The 24,926-nt window shown below is 63.5% G+C and carries 25 protein-coding genes and 1 tRNA gene; 12 read left to right on the top strand and 14 right to left on the bottom strand.

Annotation, left to right across the window (positions count from 1 at the left end; translation table 11 throughout):
• Window positions 1-4: 4 nt before the first annotated feature.
• The 8 genes from PI93_RS00310 to PI93_RS00345 all read right to left on the bottom strand — a co-directional run bounded on the left by PI93_RS00310 (window position 5) and on the right by PI93_RS00345 (window position 5,378).
• Entirely contained in the window at window positions 5-388 is a 384-nt protein-coding gene (locus PI93_RS00310) for a single-stranded DNA-binding protein (protein ID WP_039373309.1), read from the bottom strand.
• Window positions 389-524: 136 nt separating this feature from the next.
• Window positions 525-860: a type II toxin-antitoxin system HicB family antitoxin gene (locus PI93_RS00315; RefSeq protein WP_039373312.1), complete on the bottom strand. Its 336-nt coding sequence runs from the start codon at window positions 858-860 to the stop codon at window positions 525-527.
• Window positions 857-1,111, bottom strand: a complete 255-nt coding sequence (locus PI93_RS00320) for a type II toxin-antitoxin system HicA family toxin (RefSeq protein ID WP_080759334.1) — start codon at window positions 1,109-1,111, stop codon at window positions 857-859. The genes PI93_RS00315 and PI93_RS00320 overlap by 4 nt, the downstream gene beginning before the upstream one ends.
• Before the next feature lie 496 nt (window positions 1,112-1,607).
• Window positions 1,608-1,692: transfer RNA gene (locus PI93_RS00325), tRNA-Leu, on the bottom strand.
• A 123-nt stretch (window positions 1,693-1,815) separates the two neighbouring features.
• A complete protein-coding gene (locus PI93_RS00330) occupies window positions 1,816-3,702 on the bottom strand; it encodes a methyl-accepting chemotaxis protein (protein ID WP_039373314.1) in 1,887 nt (628 codons plus the stop codon).
• 226 nt (window positions 3,703-3,928) lie between these two features.
• Complete coding sequence (locus PI93_RS00335) at window positions 3,929-4,387, bottom strand: low affinity iron permease family protein (RefSeq protein WP_039373315.1); 459 nt, start codon at window positions 4,385-4,387, stop codon at window positions 3,929-3,931.
• A 78-nt stretch (window positions 4,388-4,465) separates the two neighbouring features.
• Window positions 4,466-5,095, bottom strand: a complete 630-nt coding sequence (locus PI93_RS00340; RefSeq protein ID WP_039373316.1) for an ABC transporter ATP-binding protein — start codon at window positions 5,093-5,095, stop codon at window positions 4,466-4,468.
• Window positions 5,096-5,108: 13 nt separating this feature from the next.
• Complete coding sequence (locus PI93_RS00345; protein WP_039373319.1) at window positions 5,109-5,378, bottom strand: metal/formaldehyde-sensitive transcriptional repressor; 270 nt, start codon at window positions 5,376-5,378, stop codon at window positions 5,109-5,111.
• Between the two features lie 109 nt (window positions 5,379-5,487).
• On the opposite strand from PI93_RS00345, the gene PI93_RS00350 reads away from it, so the two are divergent.
• From PI93_RS00350 to PI93_RS00360, 3 genes are all read left to right on the top strand, one after another.
• Entirely contained in the window at window positions 5,488-6,288 is an 801-nt protein-coding gene (locus PI93_RS00350) for a nickel/cobalt efflux protein RcnA (protein WP_039373321.1), read from the top strand.
• 231 nt (window positions 6,289-6,519) lie between these two features.
• Complete coding sequence (locus tag PI93_RS00355) at window positions 6,520-7,380, top strand: class I SAM-dependent methyltransferase (RefSeq protein WP_039373323.1); 861 nt, start codon at window positions 6,520-6,522, stop codon at window positions 7,378-7,380.
• Between the two features lie 93 nt (window positions 7,381-7,473).
• Entirely contained in the window at window positions 7,474-8,046 is a 573-nt protein-coding gene (locus tag PI93_RS00360; RefSeq protein ID WP_039373325.1) for a DUF1993 domain-containing protein, read from the top strand.
• On the opposite strand, the gene PI93_RS00365 is transcribed toward PI93_RS00360, so the two are convergent.
• A complete protein-coding gene (locus PI93_RS00365) occupies window positions 8,047-8,925 on the bottom strand; it encodes a LysR substrate-binding domain-containing protein (protein ID WP_039373328.1) in 879 nt (292 codons plus the stop codon).
• A gap of 199 nt (window positions 8,926-9,124) precedes the next feature.
• Here PI93_RS00365 and PI93_RS00370 point away from each other — a divergent pair, with 199 nt between their 5' ends.
• The 7 genes from PI93_RS00370 (at window position 9,125) to metC (ending at window position 15,907) form a co-directional block, all read left to right on the top strand.
• Entirely contained in the window at window positions 9,125-9,949 is an 825-nt protein-coding gene (locus PI93_RS00370; RefSeq protein WP_039373329.1) for a transporter substrate-binding domain-containing protein, read from the top strand.
• Window positions 9,950-9,964: 15 nt separating this feature from the next.
• Window positions 9,965-10,657 carry an amino acid ABC transporter permease gene (locus tag PI93_RS00375; RefSeq protein WP_039373331.1) on the top strand — a complete coding sequence of 231 codons (693 nt, stop codon included), beginning with the start codon at window positions 9,965-9,967 and terminating at the stop codon, window positions 10,655-10,657.
• A 4-nt stretch (window positions 10,658-10,661) separates the two neighbouring features.
• Window positions 10,662-11,354, top strand: a complete 693-nt coding sequence (locus PI93_RS00380) for an amino acid ABC transporter permease (protein WP_039373334.1) — start codon at window positions 10,662-10,664, stop codon at window positions 11,352-11,354.
• Window positions 11,355-11,389: 35 nt separating this feature from the next.
• Complete coding sequence (locus PI93_RS00385; protein WP_144400374.1) at window positions 11,390-12,157, top strand: amino acid ABC transporter ATP-binding protein; 768 nt, start codon at window positions 11,390-11,392, stop codon at window positions 12,155-12,157.
• A gap of 100 nt (window positions 12,158-12,257) precedes the next feature.
• Entirely contained in the window at window positions 12,258-12,854 is a 597-nt protein-coding gene (locus tag PI93_RS00390) for a cysteine dioxygenase family protein (RefSeq protein ID WP_039373338.1), read from the top strand.
• A gap of 157 nt (window positions 12,855-13,011) precedes the next feature.
• Window positions 13,012-14,613, top strand: coding sequence for a rhodanese-like domain-containing protein (locus tag PI93_RS00395; protein ID WP_039373340.1), 1,602 nt, complete (start codon window positions 13,012-13,014; stop codon window positions 14,611-14,613).
• 88 nt (window positions 14,614-14,701) lie between these two features.
• Window positions 14,702-15,907 carry a cystathionine beta-lyase gene (metC, locus tag PI93_RS00400; RefSeq protein ID WP_039373341.1) on the top strand — a complete coding sequence of 402 codons (1,206 nt, stop codon included), beginning with the start codon at window positions 14,702-14,704 and terminating at the stop codon, window positions 15,905-15,907.
• Window positions 15,908-16,000: 93 nt separating this feature from the next.
• On the opposite strand, the gene blaPNC is transcribed toward metC, so the two are convergent.
• From blaPNC to PI93_RS00415, 3 genes are all read right to left on the bottom strand, one after another.
• Window positions 16,001-17,230: a PNC family class C beta-lactamase gene (blaPNC, locus tag PI93_RS00405; protein WP_039373344.1), complete on the bottom strand. Its 1,230-nt coding sequence runs from the start codon at window positions 17,228-17,230 to the stop codon at window positions 16,001-16,003.
• A gap of 306 nt (window positions 17,231-17,536) precedes the next feature.
• Window positions 17,537-18,004, bottom strand: a complete 468-nt coding sequence (locus PI93_RS00410; protein WP_080759335.1) for a DUF3331 domain-containing protein — start codon at window positions 18,002-18,004, stop codon at window positions 17,537-17,539.
• Between the two features lie 2 nt (window positions 18,005-18,006).
• Complete coding sequence (locus tag PI93_RS00415) at window positions 18,007-19,299, bottom strand: NAD(P)/FAD-dependent oxidoreductase (protein ID WP_039373345.1); 1,293 nt, start codon at window positions 19,297-19,299, stop codon at window positions 18,007-18,009.
• Between the two features lie 157 nt (window positions 19,300-19,456).
• On the opposite strand from PI93_RS00415, the gene PI93_RS00420 reads away from it, so the two are divergent.
• Both PI93_RS00420 and PI93_RS00425 read left to right on the top strand, forming a co-directional pair.
• Window positions 19,457-20,116 carry a TetR/AcrR family transcriptional regulator gene (locus PI93_RS00420; protein ID WP_039373348.1) on the top strand — a complete coding sequence of 220 codons (660 nt, stop codon included), beginning with the start codon at window positions 19,457-19,459 and terminating at the stop codon, window positions 20,114-20,116.
• Window positions 20,117-20,210: 94 nt separating this feature from the next.
• Complete coding sequence (locus PI93_RS00425) at window positions 20,211-20,564, top strand: RidA family protein (protein ID WP_039373351.1); 354 nt, start codon at window positions 20,211-20,213, stop codon at window positions 20,562-20,564.
• 79 nt (window positions 20,565-20,643) lie between these two features.
• Here PI93_RS00425 and PI93_RS00430 read toward each other — a convergent pair whose 3' ends face one another.
• Window positions 20,644-22,302, bottom strand: coding sequence for an SH3 domain-containing C40 family peptidase (locus tag PI93_RS00430; protein WP_052240879.1), 1,659 nt, complete (start codon window positions 22,300-22,302; stop codon window positions 20,644-20,646).
• Between the two features lie 103 nt (window positions 22,303-22,405).
• On the bottom strand, window positions 22,406-24,910 hold the full coding sequence (locus PI93_RS00435) for a TonB-dependent siderophore receptor (protein WP_052240880.1): 2,505 nt from the start codon (window positions 24,908-24,910) through the stop codon (window positions 22,406-22,408).
• Window positions 24,911-24,926: the final 16 nt, after the last annotated feature.

Below are 24,926 nucleotides of genomic sequence, written 5' to 3' on the forward strand. Positions count from 1 at the left end.
GGGATTAGCGTGGGCCGTCGCTGTCGTCGAAATCCGCGTCGGACGACGGATTCGCATCGCCCCTTGTCGTCGCGCGTTTGTGCTTGACCTGATAAGCGGTCATCACGAGCGTGGCGACCAGATCGAGCGCGGGACGCGTTTCGCCATTGCGGTCGGTCCACACCTTCGGCGTGAGCGAGCCGGATATCGACACGCTATCGCCGTCTTCGAGCGCCAGCAGCGCGTTGCTCGCGGTCTCGCTGAAGGCGATCACGTTGACGAAGATCGCGTCGCCATCGCCGTCCCCGCCAGTCGCGCGAACTTTGGCGGTGACGAAGGGGTGTCCGTTCTGTCCGGTGCGTTGCGATGCCTTGCCGTACAGTTTGCCGCCGATCAGGCCGTCAATCATTGTGATTCTCCATGGCGATTCGGCTGAGCGTCTCGCGCAATGCTGCGTGTGTGATCGCACCGGCAATGCCGATGCGAGTCGGATGGGCTTTCATGTTGCCCGATGTCTGACCGACACCTGGCACCGTCCCTGATGGTTATGCGTGGGCTGCCTGTTCGAGGGTGTCTGCCACCCATTGGTTGAGGCTTTGTCCATGCGCTGCCGCAGCAATGGCTGCCGCTTCGTGAGCCTTAGGATTCAGGCGAATGACGAACTTGCCGGAAAATTGCTTTTGGGGCTCGACACCCCGTCGGGCGCACTCCTCCAGAAAGACTTTCAACGACAGTTCGCCTTCGCGCCGCAACCCGGAAACATCATCCGCATAAAAGTCTGCGCCGCCATTCAGGCCGACAAATTCGCCCCTGAACATGTCTATCTCCGGGTCAAAGGAGATAACTGCCTTATGTCCACCGATGATCATGACATTGTTCATGGTTGCACCCCATTATCTTCAAGCCATTTGCGGATCGACGCTATCGCCCCTTTGTCCATATTTGGCGAGGGGTGAGGTCGATGCATGACCTTGATTTGGTCGAACAAGTACACGGCGACACGGGAGCCTTCCCGCTCACTCAACGCTCCACCAAGTTCAAGAAATAACGCCACAACGTCGGCCCACTTGACGCTCGCCGGGGTCGGGCGGGAAAAAATCAGATCAAGAGTTCGTCTTGATTTGGATTTCATAAACGAATGATATTAAAAAATAGTACTACCGTCAAGCGCAACGGAGGTGGGGGCCTGAGGTTGCTCGGGCGGTGTAGCGGGAGTCAGTCGGACGGGGCAGTATGGGGCACCGAACGCGTGCCGTTTCGAGGCGTCGCGGTTTATGCGGTCGGAAGATTATCGATCTCGATTCGTTCGCGCCCGTGAGCGCTTGAGTGGCGGCAACGCGGCGGACCATCATGAAGGGCGAGGCCCGATAAAGAGTCGGAGCACTCCCATGAGCGAACGCAAGGGTTCGGACTCGCTTGCGCTGGGCCCAGCGAACGTCTCGCAAGGAGATCTTGCCTGTGGTGCCTGATTGAATGTTGGCTTGTCTACTACCAACGCTGCATTTCAGCGTCTGACAGTCCGCGATGGTGGGGAGATTGTGGCTACGGTCCGACGTGCGCTGGTGCTGCAAGCTACACCAAAATCACGCCAAATCGTCAGGGGGAGGCGCTATTGGAAATAGCGCTTTTGGTGCCCAGGGCGGGACTCGAACCCGCACGCCTCTCGGCGCTACCCCCTCAAGATAGTGCGTCTACCAATTCCGCCACCTGGGCAGGGGACGGCGATTGTAACGGGAAAATCGGATTTTGTGAATGCTTCGCGTGCGAAGCGCCCCGATGGCTGCGAAGCCCGTTTCCCGAACACAATGTCGCGCTCGCCCAATGCCGGCTCAGCCCTCAGGCGGCCAGACGCTGCGCCGATCCGACCACCGACAGCGACGGCGATTGCGGCGCGCCAACGCCGTGCGAGTCGCTGCGATGCCCTTCGCGCAGACGGAAGCGCGCCACGGTTTCGGCGAGCATGCGGGCCTGCTCGCTCAACATCGCCGACGCAGCAGCAGACTCCTCCACCAGTGCCGCGTTCTGCTGCGTCGCCTGGTCCATTTCCGAGACTGAGCGGTCGATCTGGCTGATCCCCGCGCTCTGCTCGGTCATCGCGCCGTGGATCTCGCTTACCAGACGCTGCACGCGCGTAATCCCATCGACGATCTCGTTCATCGTCGTGCCCGCCGCCTGCACGCGCTCCGTGCCGCTCTTCACGTTATGTACCGACGTTTCGATGAGGGCCTTGATTTCCTGTGCCGCGGCGGCGCTGCGCTGGGCCAGCGTGCGCACCTCGCCCGCCACCACGGCGAAACCGCGTCCCTGCTCGCCCGCGCGTGCGGCTTCCACCGCGGCGTTGAGCGCAAGAATGTTGGTCTGGAACGCAATGCCGTCGATCACGCCGATGATCTCCGTGATGCGCTCCGACGATTGCGTGATCGCCGCCATCGTGCCGACCGCATCGGTTACGACCTGACCCCCGCGCGCAGCAGCGGCGCTCGCGTCGTTAGCCAGACGCGTGGCGTGCTCGGCGGTGTCGGCCGTCTGTTTGACGCTGGAGGTCAGTTCGGTGAGCGCAGACGACGTTTCCTGCAACGACCCCGCCGACGCTTCCGTGCGTTGCGACAGATCGCGGTTGCCCATCTCGATCTCGCTGGTGGCCGACGTCATCGACGACACTCCGGCGCGTACATCGAGCATCACCGAACTGATCTTGTCGACGAACGCATTGAACGACTTCGAGATTTGCGCCACTTCGTCGTGACCGACGACGTCGAGGCGTTGTGTCATGTCGCCGTCGCCTGAACCGATGGTGTCCATGGCGTCGCGCACGGTCGACAGGCGCTTGAAGGCGCGCGATGTGAAGATCGAGGCAATCGCCAGCGAGATCAGCGTCAGCACGATCAGCGTGATGACCGTCGCGCCCAGCACATGGGTCAGGCCGGCAGTGGCTTCCGCGCGGTCGAGGGCGACCACGAGATACCAGTCCGTACCCGGAATGCGCTTGGCCTTGAGCAGCTTGGGCGCGCCGGCGAGTTCCATGGCGACCGGTGCGGCGCCGTCGGCGGCCATGCCCGGCAACGAATCGGCGGTAAGCGCGGCGGCGACTTCCGTAGACGGCTTGAGAGAGAACTTGTTGTCCGGGTGGGCAATCACCTGCCCGTCGCTCGCCACGACCAGCGCGAGGCTCGACGGCGTGGGGTGCACTGCCTTGATGATGTCCTGCACGCCGGTGAGCGCCACGGCGCCGCTGATGGCGCCGGTGGTCTGGCCGTCACGCACGAGCGGCGCGGTGAAGGCCACGTAAGGAATACCCGTCGACGAATCGCCATACGGCTTGGTGACGGTCAGCTTGCCTGCGGCGACCGCGCTTTTGTACCAGGGCCGGGCGGTGGGATCGTAGTCCGCCGGGGTGGGCGCGGTCGAGAAGAAGGTCTTGTCCGACCAGCCGATGCTCGTGATCGGAAAATCGTTGGTCTTGCCCATGAGCTTCACCAGCCCGGCCGGGTCTCCCTTCTCGACGACCTGCGACGTCGCCACGACCGCCTGCGCCTTGTCGGCCGACCAGCGCTCGATGGCGCTCGCATTGCCGTTGGCAACGGCCGAGAGCGTGTGCGCAATGCTCGACATCATGCTATCGCGCACGATCACGTAAGTCGTGATGCCAGAGAGAATCAGGGCCCCCACCACCGTGAGGCAGGTAATGAGCAGAATCCGGGTTCGCAACGAAGTGACTTTCATGGGCTTTCATCGTTAGGCTCGCGCGCGAGCCGTTGATTGGGGGGGGCCGCTCAGGCGGTGCTGCCGGTGCCGTCGCATCGTGGCATGGCTGCGTGACTTCTTCACTCTCTGCGCTTACGGCCCGTCGGACCGATAACTTTAATGAGCGCAGATCAATGCACGCGTGCCGTGTTTCAACGGCGGTCCAGATGGCCTGACACCCTGCCTGACAACCCCTCTCCCCGCTTCACCCATCCTTGCGCGTATTGCCGCGAGTGTTTTCATCGTCATCGTCGCCGGCGATGAAGGGGGAGTCGGTGTCCACAACCCCTTGCTTCAGTGCAATCCGTGCCGCCTCGGCAAGACTCTCGTAGCGCTTGCGGAAGCGGTTCAGCTCCTTCTCGTCGAGTTCTTCGAGATCGAGCAGCGCGTTGTGGGCGCCCTCCATCGCACGGATCAACTCGTCGAGCTTGATCTGCATGGCCGCCGTGTCGCGGTTCTGCGTATTCTGGATGAGGAAGACCATCAGAAACGTGACGATGGTGGTCGAGGTGTTGATAACCAACTGCCACGTATCGCTGTAGTGAAACAGTGGGCCCGTCGCTGCCCAGATCAGGACCAGCGTGACGGCCAGGACGAACGAAACCGGCCGGCCGGTTACGGTGGAAAGGTAGCTCGAAAACTTCGAAAACCATTTGCCGCTCATGACCGTCTCCCGTGATTGGAACGATAGACGGATGATGGCACAGACGCGTCGAAAGACGCGAGCGATGGGCAAACCGCCTTAGACGACGCGGTGGCGTGCGAGATCGGGGAAGCCGATCGTGGTGGCGTGACAGCCGTCGGCGAGTTCGTCGTCGTGCGTCGAGAAGAACACGCAGCGATCCTTGCCGAGGGTCGTGAACAGCTCGATGAGCACGGCGCGTGATCCGGCATCGAGGCCGCCGCTGGGCTCGTCGGCGAGAATGACGCTCGGCGTGCCGAATAGCGTCGCCGTCAAATAGAACTTGCGTCGGGTGCCGAGCGACATCTGATCGAACCGTTTTTCGCGATGTGGCGTCAGCCCGAAGCGCTCGGCCAGATCGAGGACATGGGCGTCGACACTCGACTGCGTTTCGCGGGCGCGTTGCTCAAGAAAGCCTTGGCCGGTTTGCGAAGGATCGGCAAGGCAGTCGAACGGCACGACGGCAAGCGACGCCTTCGCGGCAGCCGGGGCTTCGTGCATGGCGTGATCGTCAATCCAGACCTTGCCGCCCTCCGGGTCGGCGGTGCCTGCAAGCATCGCCAGCAACGTGGTTTTGCCACCGCCGCCCTCATCGCGCAAGGCGAAGCATCCACGCGCCGCGTGGAAACTCAGGTTCTCGAAAAGGGTGAAGTCGCCGAAGCGGCGGGTGAGATTTTCAAAGCGGAGCATAGCGGCGTGAGGGCTACTTCAGATAGGCCTTGATGACATGAAGCACGGGCGCCAGCTCGGCTTCGCGATTCGCCTGTTCGGGTTCATTGACGAGGTGATCGACGAGATGGCCTTCGATGACCGCGCCCATCAGACCGTTGACCGCTCCGCGAATGGCCGCGATCTGCTGGAGGATCTCGACGCAGTCGCTCTCCTCATTCAATTGACGCTCCAATGCTTGCGCCTGTCCTTGAATGCGACGCACGCGTGCCAGCAACTTGTTCTTGTCTCGAATCGTGTGCACGGTCTGCCGCGCTCCTGTCTGTGACGTCAACGGATGAAAAATGCTAACACGAATATACTGGGGGGTAGTATATTCCGGATTCACCGTCCCACCTCTCGAATCGTGCGTCATGACTGAGTTCTCGACTTTGCTTCAGCAAGGCAATGCCTGGCTGTTCCTCCCCAGCGCCATCTTGCTTGGTGCGTTGCATGGACTGGAACCGGGGCATTCGAAAACGATGATGGCGGCGTTCATCGTTGCCATTCGCGGTACCGTGGGACAGGCCGCGTTGCTCGGCTTATCGGCGACGGTGTCGCATACTGCGGTCGTCTGGCTGGTCGCGTTGGCCGGGCTGTACTTCGGACGTAACTGGAACGCCGACGCCTCCGAACCGTACTTCCAACTCGCCTCGGGCGTGCTGATACTCGGCGTCGCTGGCTGGATGCTCTGGCGCACGTGGCGCGACAACGCACAGACGCACACGCACGATCATGACCATGCGCACGGGGCACACGCGCATGCCGCTCACGTGTCCTCGGATGGCTATCAGGACGCTCACGAACGCGCCCATGCCCGCGACATTCAGAAGCGCTTCACGGGACGCGACGTCACGACTGGTCAGATCGTCGTGTTTGGCCTGACCGGCGGTCTGGTCCCATGCCCGGCATCGATCACGGTCTTGCTGCTCTGCCTGCAACTCAAGCGGTTCGCATTGGGCGCGGGCCTCGTGCTGTGCTTCAGCATCGGGCTGGCGGTCACGATGGTCGCGTCCGGCACATTGGCAGCGCTCAGCGTGCGGCACGTTTCTCGCCGGTGGAGCGGTTTCGGCGACTTCGCGAGAAAGGCACCTTACTTTTCGGGCGCGTTGATCATCCTGGTAGGACTGTACGTCGGCTATCAAGGCGCATCGCACCTCTTCTTCAAGGCGTAGTGGATTGGGCCGGATGGTAAAGCGGCCCTCGCCAACGCGCGGAAGTTGATCGCGATGGCGGACGCTTCCTGCATACCCGTCTTTCAGATTCAGCCTGTCGCGCCTGTCGGTGCGCGCGTTCATCGATGTCATGACGGAACACTATCGTCGGCCGTGAACGATTGCCCGGCACGGTCGACGGGGCTGTGCAAAAATCGGCACATCCCGCATCGATTTCGTGAGATAGGCATCATGACCGATTCCAAAGACATCGCTCCCGAGAGCACGGCGGCGCGCGTGGCGCTGTGGCGTGCGCTGCATCTCGAACTCGACGGCGCGCCGCCCATTCTTGCCGACGACGTGGGTCTGAAGCTGCTCGACCCGCCAGACGACTGGCGCGAGCGTGGCGACATGGACCCCGTGTTCACCCGAGCGTTTCGCGCGTCCATCGTTGCCCGAGCGCGCTTCATCGAAGACCTTGTGCTGGCGCAAATGAAGCAAGGCGTTACCCAGTACGTGATTCTTGGGGCGGGCCTCGACAGCTTCGCACAGCGGCATCCCGAACTCGCGGCATCGCTCACGATCTTTGAAGTCGACCGGCCAGGGCCGCAGCGCTGGAAACACGACCGGCTTATCGCGCTGGGCTACGGTGTGCAAGACTGGCTGCATTTCGTGCCGGTGGATTTCGAAGCCGGCCAGTCGTGGCGTGACGCCCTCTTGCAACATGGCTTCGACGCCAGCCGGCCGGCGGTGATCGTGTCGACTGGCGTCAGCATGTATCTGACGCGCGAAGCGAATGCTGCGACGTTGCGCGAAGTGTCGTCGTTTGCGCCCGGCTCGACATTGGCGATGACGTTTCTGCTACCGCTGGAGATGGCCGATCCCGAGGTGCGCCCCGGCCTTGAAATGGCGGAGAAAGGGGCGCGGGCGAGCGGCACGCCGTTCATCAGCTTCTTCACGCCGCAGGACATGATGGCGTTCGCCCGGGAAAACGGCTTCAGGCATGCAACGCATGTCTCGGCGGCGGCGCTCACCGAGCGCTACTTCGCGAACCGGGAAGACGGGTTGCGTCCGCCGTCAAACGCCGAGGAACTGCTCATCGCAACAACGTAAGCGTTCACTGGTTGGCCACGCCTGCTATGCGAAACCGCCGGGATCGCGATATGCTGCGTCGCGGATTCCCGACAATAACAACGGAGTAGTGGCATGACGCTGACCGAACTTCTCATCCCCACGTTGTCGCATATGCTGCGCGGCTTGTCTGCATGGCTGGACAAGGCGGCGGCATACGAGAAATCCAAGGGCAAGGATCCCGATGCGCTGATGACATTGCGTCTCGCGCCGGACATGTACCCGCTTGCCGCGCAGGTGCGCTTCGTGTGCTATCAGGCGATGGAGCCTGCCTACCGGCTGCGCAGCGAGCCGATTCCGGAAGATGTGCTCGCGGTGCAGCGCGACGGCTGGAATGCCGAGCAACGTCCGGGCACGTTCGCCGAAGCGAAGACTTGCCTTGCCAACGCCATCGCCTTTCTCGACGCGCTCCCCGGCAACGCGCTTGACGCGGGCGAGTACATCGACATCTCGCTCTCATTGCCCAATGGGGTGGTCTTCGACATGACGGGCGAACAGTACGCACGCGACTGGTTGCTCGCGCAGTTCTATTTCCATACCAACATCGCCTATGGGATTCTGCGTCAGCATGGCGTGGAACTGGGCAAAGCCGACTACGTGGCGCATGTGGGCAAATACCTGCGTCCGGGCACGGCGCCCAAGGGCTGATTACTCGCCAATCAGAAACGGCGGCCCGAAACGCGTGGCGATGTGCTCCGTCGACTCGAACAATTCGCGCAGCACCTGACTGGTACACGTCGGTTGCACGTAAAGATAGAACGCGACGTCGGGCAGACGTGGCAGACCGTCGGCCTCCGAGAGCACGCGCATGTTCGCGTCGAGCAGCTCGGTGGTGCGGGCCGTGACACCAAGGCCCGCGCTGATCGCGGCCTTGATGCCCGTGAGTGTCGGCGAGATGAAGCTCGTGCGCCACGCGATACCCGCCGCGTTCAGGCGCTCGATCGACAGCCGCCGGAACAGACTCAACTCGTCGGCCATCACCAGCGGTACCGGCGCGGACGAATTGAAGATGAAATCGTCCGCGCAAATCCATACCATCGGCGAGGTGCGCAGCTTGATCCCCGGAAAGCCTTCGTCGTAACGGGTCGAGATCGCCAGATCCAGTTCCTTGTCGCGCAGCGCGTCCATCAGGTGCGGACTGCGTCCGACGATAATCTCCAACTGCAACTCTGCCGAGAGTTTCGATAGCCGTCGCAACATGCTGGGCAGGATCGAATCGGCCACGTCGTGTGGCGAGCCGATGCGCAACTTCTCCGCAGGCCCGCGTGTCTGCATGACCTGCACCGCTTGATCGTTGAGCGCAAGAATCTTGTTTGCATAGGCGACGAGCCGCACCCCGTCGGCCGTCATCGTCTTCTGCCGCCCCTGCTTTTCAAACAGCGCACACCCCATTTCCTGCTCCAGCCGCTGCATTTGCTGCGTGATGGCGGACTGCGTGCGACCTACGCGGGTGGCCGCCGCCGCGAAGGTTTCGTGCTGCGCAATCGCCACGAAAGTCCGCAGCAGATCGATGTCGAGGTTTCGCATGGTCGTTAGGCTAATACTTCAGAGGCGCTAATGTTTTCGAGATAAAAATTAAATTGTTCTTGGGAATTTTGGTGGATAACCTGCCTGACACTCAAGCAATATTTATGTGACCGGGGCATAACGGGTGGATCGCCGGCGCTGACCGGTCCCCCGCTAATCGATTCGCCCCCCCAGGTCGAACTCAAGGAGACTCAGGATCATGTGGCAACGACACCTTGCAGCCGCGCTGTTGGCAACCCTCGCCATGACAGGCGTCGCGCACGCCGACCAACTGGCTGACATCAAGGCGCGCGGCACGCTCGTTTGCGGCACGCAAAACGCCAGCGAGCCGTATGCGTTTCCCGATGCCGCCACGCGCAAGATCGTCGGCTTCGATGTCGACGTGTGCAGCGCGATCGCCAAGGGGCTGGGCGTGAAACTCGAACACCGCGCCCTGTCGACCGACGCCCGTATTCCCGAACTCAAGACGCGCCGCGTCGACGTATTGGCCGCCGCTGTCGCCTGGATGCCCGCCCGCGCCGCACAGGTCGACTTCAGCGATCAGTACTTCGTCGCGCCGATTCGCGTGCTGGTGCGCGCCGACTCGCCGCTGCAAACGCTCGACCAACTCGCCGGCAAGAAGATCGCCGCGTCCGAGGGTTCCAGCTCGGCGGCGGTATCGGTGACGCGTCTGCCCGATTCGAACCTGTTGACCTTCCATGACATTTCGTCGGCGTTCCTCGCATTGCAACAGGGCAAGGTGGAAGGTCTCGTCGCCGGCCAACTGATTCTGGCGCGCTTTGCCAATGAAGCGGCCGCCAAGGGCGGCCAGCAATATCGTCTGCTGACCAAGCCCGTCTTCGAGGAGCGTTGGGGCGTAGTGATGAACAAGAACGAACCCGCATTGCTCGCTGCTGTGAACAAGATTCTGGTCGACTACGACAAGTCGAACGGCTTGCAGGAGAGCTTTGACAAGTGGCTCGGCAACAAGTCCGTCTACAAGTTCACGCGCGACTATAAGGTCGAGCCGATCAAGGTGCAGTAAGCGAGACGACGCGCAATGTTCGATCTCTCGTTTTTGCTCGAAGACGGCTACCTGAAGCTGTTTCGCGACGGTGTGCTCACGACGCTCCGGCTGTTCGTGGTCTCGGGTCTGCTGTCCATCGTGGTGGGCGTCACGCTCACCACGTTGCGCGCCCTGCCGGTCAAGCTCTTCAAGGGCTTCGTGATCGTGGTGGTGGAGTACCACCGCAACGTGCCTGTGCTGGTGCAGATTCTGGTGTGGTACTTCGGTGTGCCGCAACTGCTGCCCGAAGGACTGCGCGACTGGATCAACGCGGGCAACACCGAGTTCTTCTTCGCGACGATCGCGCTGTCGCTCAACGCCGGTGCGTTCATCTCGGAAGACCTGCGCTCGGGGTTGCGCGCGATCCCGAACACGCAGCAGGAAGCCGCGTGGTCCATCGGTCTGACGTATCTGCAGTCGTTCCGTTACGTGATCCTGCCGCAAGGGATTCGTGTGGCATTGCCCGCGTTGCTCAACCAGGCGCTACTGCTCTTCAAGAACAGCTCGCTGGCGATGGCGATCGGTGTGCACGAACTGCTGTACCGCACGCGTCAGATCGATAACCTGACGTTTCGCACGTTCGATGTGTTTCTGGTCGCGACGATCCTGTATCTGATCGGCACGCTGGCCTTGATGGCGCTCTCCGAGCACTTCGCCAAACGCCGCATGGCGCCCTCGGGAGTCTGAGACGATGTACGAGATTCTGCATGACTATCTCGCGTTGTTCCTCGTCGGGAGCTGGCCTAACGGCCCGCTCGGCGGCGTGGCGATCACGCTCATTCTCTCGGCGCTTGGGCTGGTGATTTCGTTCCCGATCTCGGTCGCGATCGGACTGGCACAGGTTTCGCCGTGGCGCTGGATGCGTCGCGTGGCCGGCGTCTGGACACGACTGGTGCGCGGCATCCCGCTGCTGATGATCATCTTCTGGGCGTACTTCGCCGTGCCGCTGCTGGTGGGCGCTGAAGTGTCGGCATTCACCACGGCTGTGTGCGCGATCATCGTCTACGAGAGCGCCTTCCTGTCGCAGATCGTGCGGGCCGGTCTCGAGGGGCTGCCGCGCGGGCAGATGGAGGCGGCGCGCTCGAACGGCCTGTCGTGGCTGCAAAGCATGCGTTATGTGCAACTGCCGCAGGCGCTTGCGAACATGCTGCCGTCCATCGTCAATCAGTTTGTGTCGATCATCAAGGCGACATCGCTGGCGTATGTGATCGGGGTGCCTGAGCTGACGTATTCGGCCGCACAGGTCAATACGATCGTGCTGACCAAGCCGCTGCAGACGTTCCTCGTGCTGGCAGCTTTCTATTTCGTGTTGTGTTTCGCCATTTCGCGCTTCGCTGGCTGGCTCGAGCGTCGCATCGCCCGTCAGCGCGCGGGGTTGGCGTGAGCGCAGGATTCAAGAAGGAGAACGCGACCATGAGCATGCTCGCATTCGAGAATGTCGATAAGTTCTACGGCGAACATCATGTCCTCAAGGGCATCAATGCCACCATTGAACGCGGCGAAGTCGTCGTCGTGTGCGGTCCGTCGGGTTCGGGCAAGTCGACCCTGATTCGCACCGTCACGCGGCTCGAAGCCATTCAGAAGGGGCGCATCCTCTTCGAAGGCAAAGACGTAAGTGCGCGCGATGTGAAGCTCAATCAGTTGCGCGCCCGTATCGGCTTCGTCTTCCAGAGCTTCAATCTGTTTCAGAATCTGTCGGTGCGGCAGAACCTGATTCTCGGGCCGACGAAGGTGCTGGGCATGTCGCGCGACGAGGCGATCGCTCAGGCAGAGACGCTGCTCGCCAAGGTCGGTCTCGCCCACAAGATCGACGCCATGCCGTCGAATCTCTCGGGCGGTCAGCAGCAGCGTGTGGCGATTGCCCGTGCGCTTGCCATGAAGCCGCCGCTCATGTTGTTCGACGAGCCGACGAGCGCGCTCGATCCGGAGATGGTGCAGGAAGTGTTGCAGGTCATGCGCTCGCTGGCTGACGAAGGCCTGACGATGATGATCGTGACGCACGAGATGGGCTTTGCGCGCGATGTCTCGAGCCGCGTCTGGTTCATGGATCAGGGGGAGTTGCTCGAAGACTCGCCGCCCGCAGCGTTCTTCAGCCAGCCGAAGCATGCGCGCGCACAGCGCTTCTTGCAGGACGTGCTGCGCCCGTCACCGATGATCAGCGTCCCGCGCGACCCCGTGCCCGCCTGAGGGTCGCTGCAACGCCAGGCGAATCAATCCTCACATCAACACACGACAGCGCCCCCTCGGGCACCTCGCATAACAAAGCACAACGGAGAAGACTCTCATCATGTCCACGCCCACTGTTTCCGAACAACGTCAGGCCGCCGTCAGCGACGCGATCAAGGCCATGAAGGCCGCATTGGCGCCCGAGGGCGAAACGCGTCCCGCGCTGGCGGCCGTGCTCGATCAGGTCAAATCGCTCGCCGCGCGCAGCGCATTGTGGAGCGAGGCCGACTTCCCGCCGCCGACCGACGGCGAATTGCAGGCGCGCTATCTGATTCACGAAGATGCCGACAAGACCTACGCGCTGTATCTGAACGTCATGCGTCCGGGCAAGAAAATCACGCCGCATAACCACACGACGTGGGCCTGCATCGCGGCGGTCGACGGCGTGGAATACAACTACGTCTACCGCCGCACGGACGATGGCAAGACGCCCGGCGTTGGCACGCTCGAAGTGAGCGACACCGTCGTGGTCGATCCTGGTCACGGCATTGCGCTGGCCTCGGAAGACATTCACGCGGTCGAGATCAAGGGCGAAGCGCCGATTCGTCACCTGCACATGTACGGCCGTGCGCTGGAAACGCTCACCGAGCGCATCACCTTCGACCTTGCCAAGGGCACGTATCAAGTGATGGACATCGGCGTGAAAACCCGCCGCTGATCGTGCAGTGACCGCCGGGAAAGACCGGCGGCGAATTTCCTGACGGCGCGAATCCGTTTCGCGCTACCCGCATCACACCGCCCTCGTGGGCGGTGCGGGCCTGCTCATCCCTACGCTTTGGCAAAGGCCGGGCGAAACCTGACAACGACGCAACGCTATGACCTCGTTCACTCCTCAATTTGTGCCGCCCACCCGTCTCAAGGAATGGCTGCACGATGGCGCCGAGATCGCCGTGTTCGACGTGCGCGAGCACGGCCAGTACGGTGAGGCGCACCTCTTCTACGGCGTGACGCTGCCTTACAGCCGTCTCGAACTCGATATCGTGCGGCTGGCCCCGCGTCGCGGCACCCGCGTGGTGCTCTACGACACCGACGCGAGTGTCGCCGTGCTGGCGGCGCAACGGCTGGCCGCACTCGGCTACACCGATGTGTCCGTGCTCGAAGGCGGCACCAATGCCTGGCAACAGGCGGGCTTCACGCTGTTCGCCGGGGTCAACGTGCCGTCGAAGACATTCGGCGAACTGGTGGAGATGGCGTATCACACGCCGCGCGTCACCGCTCGCGAACTGGCGGCGATGCGCGAACGCGGCGACGATCTGGTGATTCTCGACGGACGCCCCGTCAGCGAATATCTGAAGATGACGATTCCGTCGTCGATCTGCTGTCCGAACGGCGAACTCGGCTATCGCATCCGGGAGCTGGTGCCGAACCCCACGACGCCCATTGTCGTGAACTGCGCCGGACGCACGCGCAGCATCATCGGCGCACAGACGCTCATCAACCTTGGCATTCCCAATCCGGTGATGGCGCTGGAGAACGGCACGCAGGGCTGGTATCTGGAAGACCTGCCCCTGGAGCATGGCAGCACGCGCCGCTACCCGGACGTAGTGACGCCGTCGAGCCTTGCGCAAATGCGCGAAGCGAGCAGCGCGCTGGCCGAGCGATTTGCCGTGCCGGAGGTCGACGCCGCCACGTTGGCGCAGTGGGCATCGGACACGTCGCGTTCGTTGTTCCTGTGCGACGTGCGCACGCCCGAAGAATTCGCCGCCGGCTCGCTGCCGGGGGCGCAGCACACGCCGGGCGGTCAGTTGATTCAGGCGACGGATCAGTATGTGGGCGTGCGTCACGCGCGTGTGGTGCTGTTCGATAACGATGGGGTGCGTGCCCCTATCGTCGCAAGCTGGTTGCGTCAGTTGGGTCACGATGCCTACGTGCTGCGCGACGGTCTTGCCAGTGGCGCGTCGCTGCCGGCAAGCGAGTCGGTCGTTGGCACGACATTGCCGGAAATCGACGTGGCAACGCTGGCTGCCGCGCTCGCCGAGGGCACCGTTACCGTGGTCGATGTGCGTCCGAGCATGAGCTACCGTCGCGCGCATGTGGCTGGCGCACAGTGGGCGATTCGTCCTCATCTGCCGACGCTGCCGGCGTCGCGTAACATCGTGCTCATCGCAGAGGAACGCGGTATCGCGGAACTGTTCGCGGCCGACTGGCGTCTTGAGCACGCCGGCGATTCGCGTGCGGTCTCGGTGCTCGCGGGCGGCTTCAAGGCATGGGCCGCTGCCGGTCTCGCCGTCGAGAGCACGCCCGATCTGCCGCCGGATGCCGAGTGCATCGACTACCTGTTCTTTGTCCATGATCGCCACGACGGCAACAAGGCGGCGGCACGTCAGTATCTGGCGTGGGAGACGGGCCTGCTCGCACAGCTCGACGAACAGGAGCGCGGGGCTTTCCGTATTGGTGAGTCCGCCGCCGCGCAGTAAGCTCTGAGCTCGGCGTGCGCGTCCCGATGCGAACGCCGGGACGCCACCTCCGAATCGTTCGAATCGTTATCAGTCACGCCCCCCGATCATGTCCCGACAATCGTCTCCCAAACGTCTCGCCACCCGCCTGGTCAAGGGCGGCACGCATACCACCGTCGTTGGCGGCCGCGCCGTCAATCCGCCGGTGGTGCGCGCGTCCACCGTGTTGTTCGACTCGATGGACGACCTGAACGACGCTCGCCGTCGTCGCGGCACCGAGCGCATGTTCACCTACGGCGCACGCGGCAACCCGACCGGCTTCGCGCTGGAGGATGTCGTGGCCGATCTGGAGGGCGGCTATCGCACGCGACTCTTCCCGACGGGACTCGCGGCGATCTCGATGGTGTTTCTGGCTTACGTGCGTCCGGGCGACCATGTGTTGATCTCGGACTGCGTGTATCAGCCGTTGCGGCACTTCGTCGAGACGTTTCTCAAGCCGTGGGGCGTGCACGTGACCTACTTCCGCGCCGACGGCAGCGATGCGGACGAGCATTTCACTGCGCGCACGAAGTTGATCTATGTGGAAGCGCCAGGCTCGCTCGTCTACGAGATGTGCGACATTCCGGCGCTGGCCGATCTGGCGCATCGTCACGGTGCGTTGCTGGTGGCCGATAACACCTGGGGCTCGGGCGTGCAGTGCCGTCCGCTCATGCTGGGGGCCGACGTGTCGATCATGGCCGCGACGAAATACCTGAGCGGGCACTCGGACGTGATGATGGGTACCGTCACCACCACGCAGGAGGTCTGGCAGACGCTCTCCACCATGGCCGACGCGCAGGGCGTGGCGGTGAGTCCCGACGATGCCTATCTCGTGCTGCGCGGTACGCGCACGCTGGCCGCGCGTTTGCAGATGCACGAACGCCATGCGCTGGAGATTGCCCACTGGCTCGAGAGCCTCCCCGACGTGGCGCGTGTGTTCTGCCCGGCGCTGCCGACGCATCCCGGCCACGCGTTGTGGCAGCGCGATTGCCTCGGCACGAACGGCCTCCTCTCGTTCGAGTTTGCGAACGCCACGACGGCGCAGGCGGATCGCTTTGTCGACGCGCTTGAGCTGTTCGGCATCGGCGCGTCGTGGGGCGGTTTCGAGAGTCTGGCGACGGTCACGAACGTTGCCGGCACGCGTACTTGCGAGGACTGGTCGTCTGCGGGGCCGATCGTGCGCCTGCACATCGGTCTCGAAGATCCGCAGGATCTGATCGACGATATGACGGCAGCGCTCGAGCGCGTCTTCGGGCAGCCGTCCCGCGTGGGCTGACGGGACGTCGGCATATCGGCGCGTTGGCGCATCGACGCGCGCTCGGGTTCGCTTCGATGAAACGGGCGATGGTCTCGATCTCGCCGGACGAGATCACTCTCGCGAGGCGGCCGTGGCGCGTGTGCCGCCATCGAGCGTCGTCAGGATGTGATGCGCTGCGCGAATGCGCTCGTCCATCGGGTAGTTCTTGTTCGCCAGCAACACAATGCCCATCTGCTTCGACGGCACGAAGGCGACGTAGGTGCCGAATCCGTTTGTCGATCCCGTCTTGTTGATCCAGACGACGGACGTCGGCGCCATCGGCGGCGAGAGTTCCCGGGCGGGCGTCGGTTCATACGCCATGTGGTTCGCGTTGCCTTCGAGCAGTGCATCGACGCCGACGGGATACGGATACTGTTCCCAGATCAGGTCCTGCGTCATCGGCTTGTCGAAGAAATAGCCGGTGTGCGTTGCCTGAATGGCCTTTCGCAACGACTCGTCGCGCACTGGTCCGCCGAGGTTGGCCTGCACGAATTGCAGCAGGTCGCTCGCGGTGGTTTTTACCCCGTAGGCTTCCTGCTCGAACACGCCCGGGTTGACGCGAATCGGCTTGCCATCCTTCCCGTAGCCCCATGCGTAATTCGCCTGTTGATCTTCCGGCACGCGGATGAAGGTGTGCTTCAGATCCAGTGGCTTGAAGACATGTTCGGTGACGAGCGTGGAGAAGTCGCCATGCATGGCGCGCGCGGTGATCCAGCCCAGCGCGCCGATACTGACATTCGAATAGGTGCGCACGGTGCCCGTCGGTTGCGCCGGTTTCCATGCCTTGAAGTATTGGACGATCTGGTCGGTGTTGTGGATATCGTCCGGCACTTGCAGCGGCATGCCGCCAGTCGTGTGCGTGCCGAGATTCATCAACTTCACGTCGCCGAAGGGCGTGCCGGCCAGTTCAGGCACGAAGCGACTCGTCTTGTCGTCGAGCGAGAGTGCGCCGGTCGTTTGCGCGTAAGCCGCGAGCGTAGCGGTGAAGGTCTTGCTGACCGAGCCGATTTCAAAAAGCGTGTCGGGCGTGACGGGCTTCCTGGTAGCTTTGTCGGCTACGCCATAGTCGAAGACGTAGGTATGTCCGTCGAAGACGATGCCCACGGCCATGCCCGGAACGTTCTGCCGGGCCATGAGCGGCGTGATCGTGTTGTCGACCAGCGACTTGATCTCCGCCTGCCGTGGGTCGGCGGGCGCTGCGGCAGCGGGCTCGGCAGCGTAGCTGCGTGCACTGAATGCCATCCAGCCAATGGCAGCCGTGGCCGCAAGCGCGGCACAAAGGGTGAGGTAGGGTTTGGTCATCGATGGTCGTCTCCGTGAAGGGCGTAGCACGCACAAGCGGCGGCAGCCCGACTGCGTGCGGGGGATGCGGTCAGCCATGCCCGAAGCGTAAACCCAAATCGATGCCTGCCTGAAGGCTATCGACGTAACTGACGTAACCGACGTAATGCGCGCAACGAAGTATCGGGCGCAGGTGTCAGGGTCTCGTCGCCGGCAACGTGGCCCAGATGCATTCAGACGAAAAAAAGCCGCTCTCACGGAGCGGCAGCACGCTGAAATCAAACGGGGGGAACCGCTTTTCAGCGCGTGGGGTTGTCGGTCGTGGCCTTACGCCGGTTCGAGTTCGCGGCTATGGGCTTCGCGCATGATGCGGATGGCTTCGGCCGAGATCATGGCGTCGGCGTTGAGCGGCGGCACATCACCGAACAGCGGACGGTAGACGAAGTCGCCCACGTCCATCGTCTCGCCCGTCAACGCGCAAACGCCCGGATGATGGGCGCGGCGGATGCGCCAGATCTGCGCACCGTAGTTGCCGCCCATCGCGTCGTTCCACGACACGGTGATCGTCAGTTCGCTGGAAATTTCCAGCACCCGGACGATGGGAGCGCGTCGCGTGTAGGGAATGACCGGCTGGCACACGACAGGCTCGGCATCGAGCATCGCAACGGTGTGCTGCCAGACGCCCTGAGTGCGCGAGGCACTGCGCGATGTGCGCGGGGTACGGGAGGTCGGGGAGGTTCCCGGGGCGCGGCTGCTGCCGCTTCGGTTGGGGCAATTGGTTCGGTCGCTTCGCATGATCAGGCCAGCCGGATGCGCGGCCCGCGAAGGCCGCCGAGTTTTTCCGCGCCAAGCAACACGGTCGCGCGGGCGAACCCGTGCAATGCCTGCTGATGACGCCGATACAACATGGCGTGGCTCCACTGCGCAAACTGTCCGCGCACGATGCCACCTTTGAAAAAGCCGAATCGTCCCAGCGTGCCGAACGCGTTGTAGTCAGACAGCGAAACCAACGCGCCGGGATCGCGATAGGCGAACGGCGGAATTGCGCGGCCTTCGAGCCACGCACCGAAATGACGGCCCAGATGCGCCGCCTGTTGTGTCGCCACCTGAGCCGTCGGCGGCAACGCGCTCTCACCTTGTGCGGGGGTGAGCGATGCGCAGTCGCCGAGCGCGAAAATTCGCTCGTCCTGCGCGGTTTGCATCGTATTGCGCACCACGATCTGATCGGCCTCGTTGGTGGTCAGGCCACCGATGCCCTTCAGGCAATCAGGGGCTTTCACGCCCGCCGCCCAGACCAGCAGATCGCCGGGAATCAACTGACCGTCGTCGCGATAAAAGCCGTCGCGATCCGCACACACGATGCGGGTGTCCGTCAGCACGCGAAAACCCAGACGCTCCAACTGTGCCTGTGACGCCTCGCAAACATCAGGCGGAAATGCGCCCAGCACACGCGGGCCGCGCTCGACGAGCGTGAGTTTCAGACGCTCGCAAATCTGGGGATCGCCGTATCCGGCGGCCAGCGCAAAGGTGCGGCTCAGCTCGGCGGCAAGTGCTACGCCGGTGGTGCCACCGCCAGCGATCACGACACGCAGCGCGTCGTCGTTCACGGCACTGCGTAACGCCTCGCAACGCAGCGCGTCATGAAAAGCCTCGGCCTGCGGCTGACTGTCGATGAAATGACAGACGTCGCGCACGCCGGGCAGACAGGCGTCGTCGGCTTGCGAGCCGAGCGCGAGCACCAGCGCGTCGTAGGGTACGCGGCGCTCGCTCAGCAGGCGGGTGCCGTCGGGCGCTTCCATTTCCTCCAGCACGATCTCCCGGTGCGCACGGTCCAGTCCGCACATGCGCCCTGCCTGATACGTGAAGCCGTTGCTGCACGCATGGGCCAGATACGCCACCTGGGTGTGCGTGACATCACGCGTGCCGGCCGCCACGGTATGCAGCATCGGCTTCCAAAGGTGGGTAGGATGGCTGTCGACAAGTGTCACGCGCGCAGTCCCGGCGCGTCCGAGCGTGCGGCCCAGACGCGTTGCCAGCTTGAGGCCGGCGATACCGCCACCGACAATCACGATTCGGTTTGCGCGAGACATTCGGGGGGAAAATGTCAAATTCAACAAGTGATGAATAAGCGCATAATAGCGACCGTGGCCCCAGCGTGTCAAATAGCAAACGTCTGGGCAGGCAGGCGCGTTCGGGTCGGGTAGACTTGGCGCATTGCTGTCGCGAATTCGACCACCCCATCGTTCAATGACTCCAAACAAAGCTGTCTCGCAAGCCGCACCGCCCCGAAAACGCACCCGTGGACGCCCCACATGCGACTGCACGCATGGTGCCGACGCGTTGTTGCTCAACGCCAGACGTATTTTTGCGCAACGAGGGTTCTATGCGAGCAGCGTGCGGCAGATCGCGGAGGCGTCGGGTGTCGACGCGGCGCTGATCTCGCACCACTTCGGCTCGAAAGAGGCGCTGTGGGTCGCGGTCGTCGATCAGATTGCCGCGATCACGCGCTCGCTCATCGAGCAGACCGATGCCCTGCAACATGCGCCACTGCCGCCGGCCGAGCGTATCGAACAGGCCGTGCGCGTGTTCGTGGAAGTGGTCTTCGAGAATCCGGACGTCGGCATGTTCTTCTCGACCGCGGCCACCGAAGAGGGCGAGCGGCTCGACATTCTCACGCAGCGGCTCGTGCGTCCGTATCGCGATGCGATGGTGCCGCTCGTGGCCGATTGGCTCGAAGCGCAGAAGCGTCCCGTGGAAGACGCCGACGTGATGTTCTTCATGCTCACGTCCGCCATCAGCAAGACGGTGTCGTATCGCCACATGATGGGGCCGTTCCTGCCGCCCGAAGGCATGGCCGATCTCAAGCGCACCGTGCTCGACTGTGCGATGGCGCTGATCCGGCAGTGATCCGCCGGTCAAGGGGAATGGGGGAATACAGGCGTCGTATAAGATAGCGCCCGGGCCGACTCCCGGCCCGTTTTCTTTGTTACGGTGCCCCCCTATGTCGAACGAAATCAAGCGTCTGTACACCAACGCTCGCATGAGCCAGATCGTGATCGCCAACGGCGTGGTGTATCTGGCCGGTCAGGTGCCCGATACGGCCGACCTGTCGGTCACGGAGCAGACCACCCAGGTCCTCGCCCGCATCGATGCGTTGCTCGCGGACGCTGGCGTCAACAAGTCGCGTTTGCTGACGGCCAACATCTGGTTGTCCGATGCCAAGCACTTCGCCGAATTCAATGCCGTGTGGGACGCCTGGGTGCCCGAAGGCCACGCGCCGACGCGTGCCTGCGTGCAATCGCCGCTGATGCGCGCCGGCCTCGAAGTCGAAATCGCCGTGACCGCACTGGCGTAATGTCTATCTGCCGCAACGCCCATGACGTTCGACGTGTTCGACGCCCTTGGGCCATGGGCCGATGAGATAACCACGGCCCTTATTGCGGCATCTCTTCCGACGAATCGGTGCTTGGCGCTTGCACGGCGTCTGCACCGGCTTCGGTATCGTCACCGCCGATCACGCTGATCTCGAACAACGACTTGCCCGCGAGCGAGCGCACCTCCCGATCTTCCGGATAGGTCTTGAGCAACGGCAGGATCACCGAGCCGCCAATGACGTTGCGACGGCTGTTATCCGCAGGCGAAAGCCCCCACACGTTCTGATAGGTCATCGGCACACTGGCGCCGTCGCGCTGCGCATTGCCCAGATACAGCATGATGTGGCCGTTGATGTGGATCAGCGTCATCAGCGGGCGGCCGCGCTCGGCGAGTGTGCGCAGTCGCGTATCGATGTCGGCCGTGCGCAGATCGGTGCGTTGGCCCGCGCGTAGCTGATCGGACGAATGTCGTGGCAGCCACACGCCGAAGGGGGCGAAAAGACTGCGCGTCTCTGCCGAGCAATCGTTATAGAACAGCGTGTTACCCCAGCCGTAGGGGCGTCCGATCTGCTGCTTCATCACCTGAGCCATATGACGCGGCGTCAGCGCCCACGGCATCGGCACGATGGTCGATGTGTCGAGCACAATGGTGCGAATCTGCGCATGTCGTTCAATGTCGGCCACGGGGAACATCGCCACTTGCCGTGCGTCGCGCGAGGGCATCAGCGGCAGCACCGTGCCGATCGGCGCGAACGTGCGGTAGATGGGCACACCCGCACCGGCGGCGCCGGATGACACGTCGGCCAGCGCGGTGTCGGCACGCACGATCGCACCGAGGCTGCGCTGCGCCGCGTTACGCCAGGTCGCAACGAATCGCTCGTCGACCGACGCCACGGTGCGGGCATCCACCCATCCGATCAGATCGGGCGAATAGACGAGCAGCCATGCGCCGTCGGCGCTGCGCGCGAGCGTGTACACCGGTGTGCCGGGGCGCAGTGCGGAGTCTTGCAGTGCATCGAACGGATAGCCCTCGCCGGCTTCACGGAAATCGTAGAACGCCGGATCGGCGCTCGGCAGCTGGCGCACAAGCGCATTGTCGACGGTGATGCCGCGACGTCGCGGATCGTATTGCCATGCCGCGTGATCCGCATTGAGTTGCGCCAGCGCCATGTTGGCTTCGATGGCGCGAATCCATGCGGCAGTGTGCGGCTGAAAATTCTCTCCGTAGGTCGTGCGCACGCCGGGCGCGCTGTTGTCGAAACGTCTGACACGACGGCCTTGCGAATCGGCGATCTGCCGGGCACCGGCGGCATTGAGCAGCGAGTTTGAGAGCCATGCGCCGTTCCACGGCGACGGGTCGCGCGGTGCGGTGCCGAAGTAGCGCGCACGGAACGCGTCGAAGCGTCGGCTTTGTGCTTGCTCGGAGAGGAGCGGTTGATCGTAGCCGGGGTCGTCTGGGCGAATCCAGTGATCGACGGTCTGATCGTAATGCTCGATGGGGAAGCGGCTGAGGTTGCCGCGCGCGGCCGTGGTGATCGCGCCGGACGGCGGTGGCGCCGTGACGCTTTGGGGAGCACCCGCACAGGCGGCGAGCAAGAGGAGCGGCAGGAGTGGCGCGAAGAAGGCGGCGCGGCGGTGGGTACGGCCCGCGACGTTGCCTGCTGCCTCGTGCGAGGCCGCGCGCAGTGTGGCGCTGCGCGCCGCAAGGATTGCACTCATGTCGTGCGAAAGAGAGCCCGGATGCCGCCATGCTACTCCATCGCACCAGGCGCGATCCCGGGTGCCCGCAACACGCGAACGCCCCGGGATCTGCCGACGCGTTTTACCAGCGCGCCGTCACACTGCCGAGCACCGTGCGGCCGGTGCCGTAGTAGCACTGCACCGTGGTGTTGCAGCCTGCCACATAAGTGCGGTCGAACAGGTTGGTCGCGTTGAGTTGCACACGCCAGCGCCAGCCGATGTCGGCATGCAGCGAGGCGTCGACGAGCGTGACGCCCGGTACCGAGAACGAGTTGGCCGTGTCGCCTGCCGTCTGACCCAGATAGCGCACGCCTGCGCCTGCGCCGAGCTTCACGTCGCCGACATTGCCGAAGTTGTAGTCGGCCCAGAACGACGCCATGTTGCGCGGCACGCCATAGGGGCGCTTACCCAGATCGCTGTTGTTGCTGCGAGTGACTTCGACGTCCTGATACGTGTAGCTCGCGACCACGTTGAGCCTGTTCGTCAGGCTCATGCGGGCTTCGAGTTCCGCCCCGCGCGAGCGCACTTCGCCCGTTTGAATCGTGTTGCGCGTGTTGGCCGGATCGGCGGTCGAGACATTTTGCTGGGTCAGGTTGAACAGCGACGCGGTGAAGATCGCATTGGTGTTCACCGGCTGGTACTTGATGCCGATTTCGTATTGCTGACCCGTCGTGGGCTTGAGCGGATCGCCCGCGAGGTTGGTCGAGAGCGTGGGCAGGAACGACGTCGAATAGCTGAAGTACGGCGACAGGCCGATGGCCGACTCGTACAGCAGACCGGCGCGCCAGGTGAACTTGTTCGGCGTTTGCTTCACCGACGTCTTGTTGATGTTGTTGTCGGTCGTCGACCACGTGAAATCTTCGCGTCCACCCAGCGTGAGATACCAGCGGTCCCAGCGCATCTGATCCTGCAAATACAGACCGAGCTGCGTTTGTGTCTGGTCGGTGCTTGTCGTGGGGTTGGCGGGCAACACGCCCTTCACGCCGTAGACCGGTGCGTAGAGATCGAGCGACGGTGCCGTGCCCGTCCACACGCGATTCAGGAAACGCTGCGTCTGGAAATCGACGCCCCCGACGACCTTGTGCGCCACGGGGCCGGTTTTGGTGTCGTATTGCACGTTGTTATCGAGCTGCCAGCCGTTAAGGATCGGCGCGGCCTGATAAGCCGTGCGTTGCAACGTGCGTTGATCGGCCAGCAGTGCCGTGCCATAGATCGACTTGTAGTCGAGATCCATGTGCGTGAAGCGCGCGGTCGAGCGAAATTGCAGGGCGTCGTTCAGGCGATGCTCGAAGCGGTAGCCGGTGGCGACCTGCGTTTTGCGATAGCGATCGAACGCCGGGTCGCCGGTGAGCAGGTCGCGGTCGATGCGGCCCCAGCGCGAGGGATTCACCATGCCGAGCGCCGGGCCATAGCTGACCGACGAGCCCATGTTGTCCTGCATGTAGTTCACGAACCACGTGAGGCTCGTCTGCGCATTGGGACGCCACGTAATCGACGGTTGAAGCATGATGCGGTCGTCGCTCACGTTATCGGTCTGCGAATTCGAGAGACGCCCGAGTCCTGTGATGCGGTACAGCAGCGTGCCGTCTTCGTTGGCCGGCCCGGTCATGTCGACGCGCAACTGACGTCGATCGAAGGTGCCGTAGTCGACGCCGATTTCGCGATACGGCTCAGCGCTTGGCGCCTTGCTCACGAGATTGACGAGACCGCCGAGGTTGCCTGCGCCATAGAGGATGGAACTCGGACCGCGCAGCACTTCCACGCGCTCGAGCGTGTACGGATCGACGCGAATGGCGGCGTAGCTGCCCGGACGGTTGGCAATCTGCGGCACGCGCAGGCCATCCCAGTAGACGTCGGCATTGAAGCCGCGAATGTAGAACCAGTCGGCGCGGGTGTCGCTGCCATACGGGTCGGCGTTCACGCCGGCGGCGTACTTGAGCGCGTCGGTCACGGTCTGCACGGCCTGATCGTTCATCTGATCGCGCGGGATCACGCTGATCGATTGCGAGGTCGTCATGATCGACGTATCCGACTTGGTCGCCGTGTCGCTGCGCTGCGCGACGTAGCCAACGACCGGCCCGCGAGCGACGTCGCGCTCAGCGCGGGCGTTCACGTTCGTCTGCGGCAGAGCGACGGCGGCGCCGGTGGCGCCGGCCGCGGCACTCGCGCCGGGCGCGATGAGGTAGCCCCCGTTGGGTTGGCCGGAAGCCTGCAAGCCGGTGCCTTCGATCAGGATCGCCAGCCCGAGCGACGGCGTGTAGGTGCCCGAGACACCGGCCGTGCGCTTGTCGGCGATCTGGGCGGCGTCATAGGAAATCATCAGGCCGGTCTGCTGGGCAAAGGCGACGAGGCCCTGTTGCAGCGACCCGGCGGGAATATGCAGCGACTGCGCGGCGCGCGCCGCTGTGGCCGGGGCGGCGCTGCCGCCGGCCGACTGAGCGTAGGCGCTCAGGGCCGTCAATGCGCTCAGGGCGAATAGCGTGCTGGCGGCCAGCGTGACGGCCCGGCGAGCGTTGGCGGTTTCGGCACGCACGAGCGTGCGCACACGTGCGGCACGCATAGGCGTGTGGCTGACGTGAGAAGACATGACGGCGGATTCCTTT

Source organism: Pandoraea fibrosis (assembly GCF_000807775.2).
Lineage (GTDB): Bacteria > Pseudomonadota > Gammaproteobacteria > Burkholderiales > Burkholderiaceae > Pandoraea > Pandoraea fibrosis.

Excerpts from the sequence above, each read along its gene's own strand:
- PI93_RS00375 (WP_039373331.1), top strand. The coding sequence starts at position 9,965 with ATGTTCGATCTCTCGTTTTTGCTCGAAGACGGCTACCTGAAGCTGTTT.
- PI93_RS00370 (WP_039373329.1), top strand. The coding sequence starts at position 9,125 with ATGTGGCAACGACACCTTGCAGCCGCGCTGTTGGCAACCCTCGCCATG.
- PI93_RS00410 (WP_080759335.1), bottom strand. The coding sequence starts at position 18,004 with ATGCGAAGCGACCGAACCAATTGCCCCAACCGAAGCGGCAGCAGCCGC.
- PI93_RS00390 (WP_039373338.1), top strand. The coding sequence starts at position 12,258 with ATGTCCACGCCCACTGTTTCCGAACAACGTCAGGCCGCCGTCAGCGAC.
- PI93_RS00310 (WP_039373309.1), bottom strand. The coding sequence starts at position 388 with ATGATTGACGGCCTGATCGGCGGCAAACTGTACGGCAAGGCATCGCAA.
- PI93_RS00330 (WP_039373314.1), bottom strand. The coding sequence starts at position 3,702 with ATGAAAGTCACTTCGTTGCGAACCCGGATTCTGCTCATTACCTGCCTC.
- PI93_RS00335 (WP_039373315.1), bottom strand. The coding sequence starts at position 4,387 with ATGAGCGGCAAATGGTTTTCGAAGTTTTCGAGCTACCTTTCCACCGTA.
- PI93_RS00380 (WP_039373334.1), top strand. The coding sequence starts at position 10,662 with ATGTACGAGATTCTGCATGACTATCTCGCGTTGTTCCTCGTCGGGAGC.
- PI93_RS00425 (WP_039373351.1), top strand. The coding sequence starts at position 20,211 with ATGTCGAACGAAATCAAGCGTCTGTACACCAACGCTCGCATGAGCCAG.
- PI93_RS00430 (WP_052240879.1), bottom strand. The coding sequence starts at position 22,302 with ATGAGTGCAATCCTTGCGGCGCGCAGCGCCACACTGCGCGCGGCCTCG.
- PI93_RS00395 (WP_039373340.1), top strand. The coding sequence starts at position 13,012 with ATGACCTCGTTCACTCCTCAATTTGTGCCGCCCACCCGTCTCAAGGAA.
- PI93_RS00435 (WP_052240880.1), bottom strand. The coding sequence starts at position 24,910 with ATGTCTTCTCACGTCAGCCACACGCCTATGCGTGCCGCACGTGTGCGC.
- PI93_RS00385 (WP_144400374.1), top strand. The coding sequence starts at position 11,390 with ATGCTCGCATTCGAGAATGTCGATAAGTTCTACGGCGAACATCATGTC.
- PI93_RS00415 (WP_039373345.1), bottom strand. The coding sequence starts at position 19,299 with ATGTCTCGCGCAAACCGAATCGTGATTGTCGGTGGCGGTATCGCCGGC.
- blaPNC (WP_039373344.1), bottom strand. The coding sequence starts at position 17,230 with ATGACCAAACCCTACCTCACCCTTTGTGCCGCGCTTGCGGCCACGGCT.
- PI93_RS00355 (WP_039373323.1), top strand. The coding sequence starts at position 6,520 with ATGACCGATTCCAAAGACATCGCTCCCGAGAGCACGGCGGCGCGCGTG.
- PI93_RS00360 (WP_039373325.1), top strand. The coding sequence starts at position 7,474 with ATGACGCTGACCGAACTTCTCATCCCCACGTTGTCGCATATGCTGCGC.
- PI93_RS00320 (WP_080759334.1), bottom strand. The coding sequence starts at position 1,111 with ATGAAATCCAAATCAAGACGAACTCTTGATCTGATTTTTTCCCGCCCG.
- PI93_RS00365 (WP_039373328.1), bottom strand. The coding sequence starts at position 8,925 with ATGCGAAACCTCGACATCGATCTGCTGCGGACTTTCGTGGCGATTGCG.
- PI93_RS00350 (WP_039373321.1), top strand. The coding sequence starts at position 5,488 with ATGACTGAGTTCTCGACTTTGCTTCAGCAAGGCAATGCCTGGCTGTTC.
- PI93_RS00315 (WP_039373312.1), bottom strand. The coding sequence starts at position 860 with ATGAACAATGTCATGATCATCGGTGGACATAAGGCAGTTATCTCCTTT.
- PI93_RS00340 (WP_039373316.1), bottom strand. The coding sequence starts at position 5,095 with ATGCTCCGCTTTGAAAATCTCACCCGCCGCTTCGGCGACTTCACCCTT.
- PI93_RS00420 (WP_039373348.1), top strand. The coding sequence starts at position 19,457 with ATGACTCCAAACAAAGCTGTCTCGCAAGCCGCACCGCCCCGAAAACGC.
- metC (WP_039373341.1), top strand. The coding sequence starts at position 14,702 with ATGTCCCGACAATCGTCTCCCAAACGTCTCGCCACCCGCCTGGTCAAG.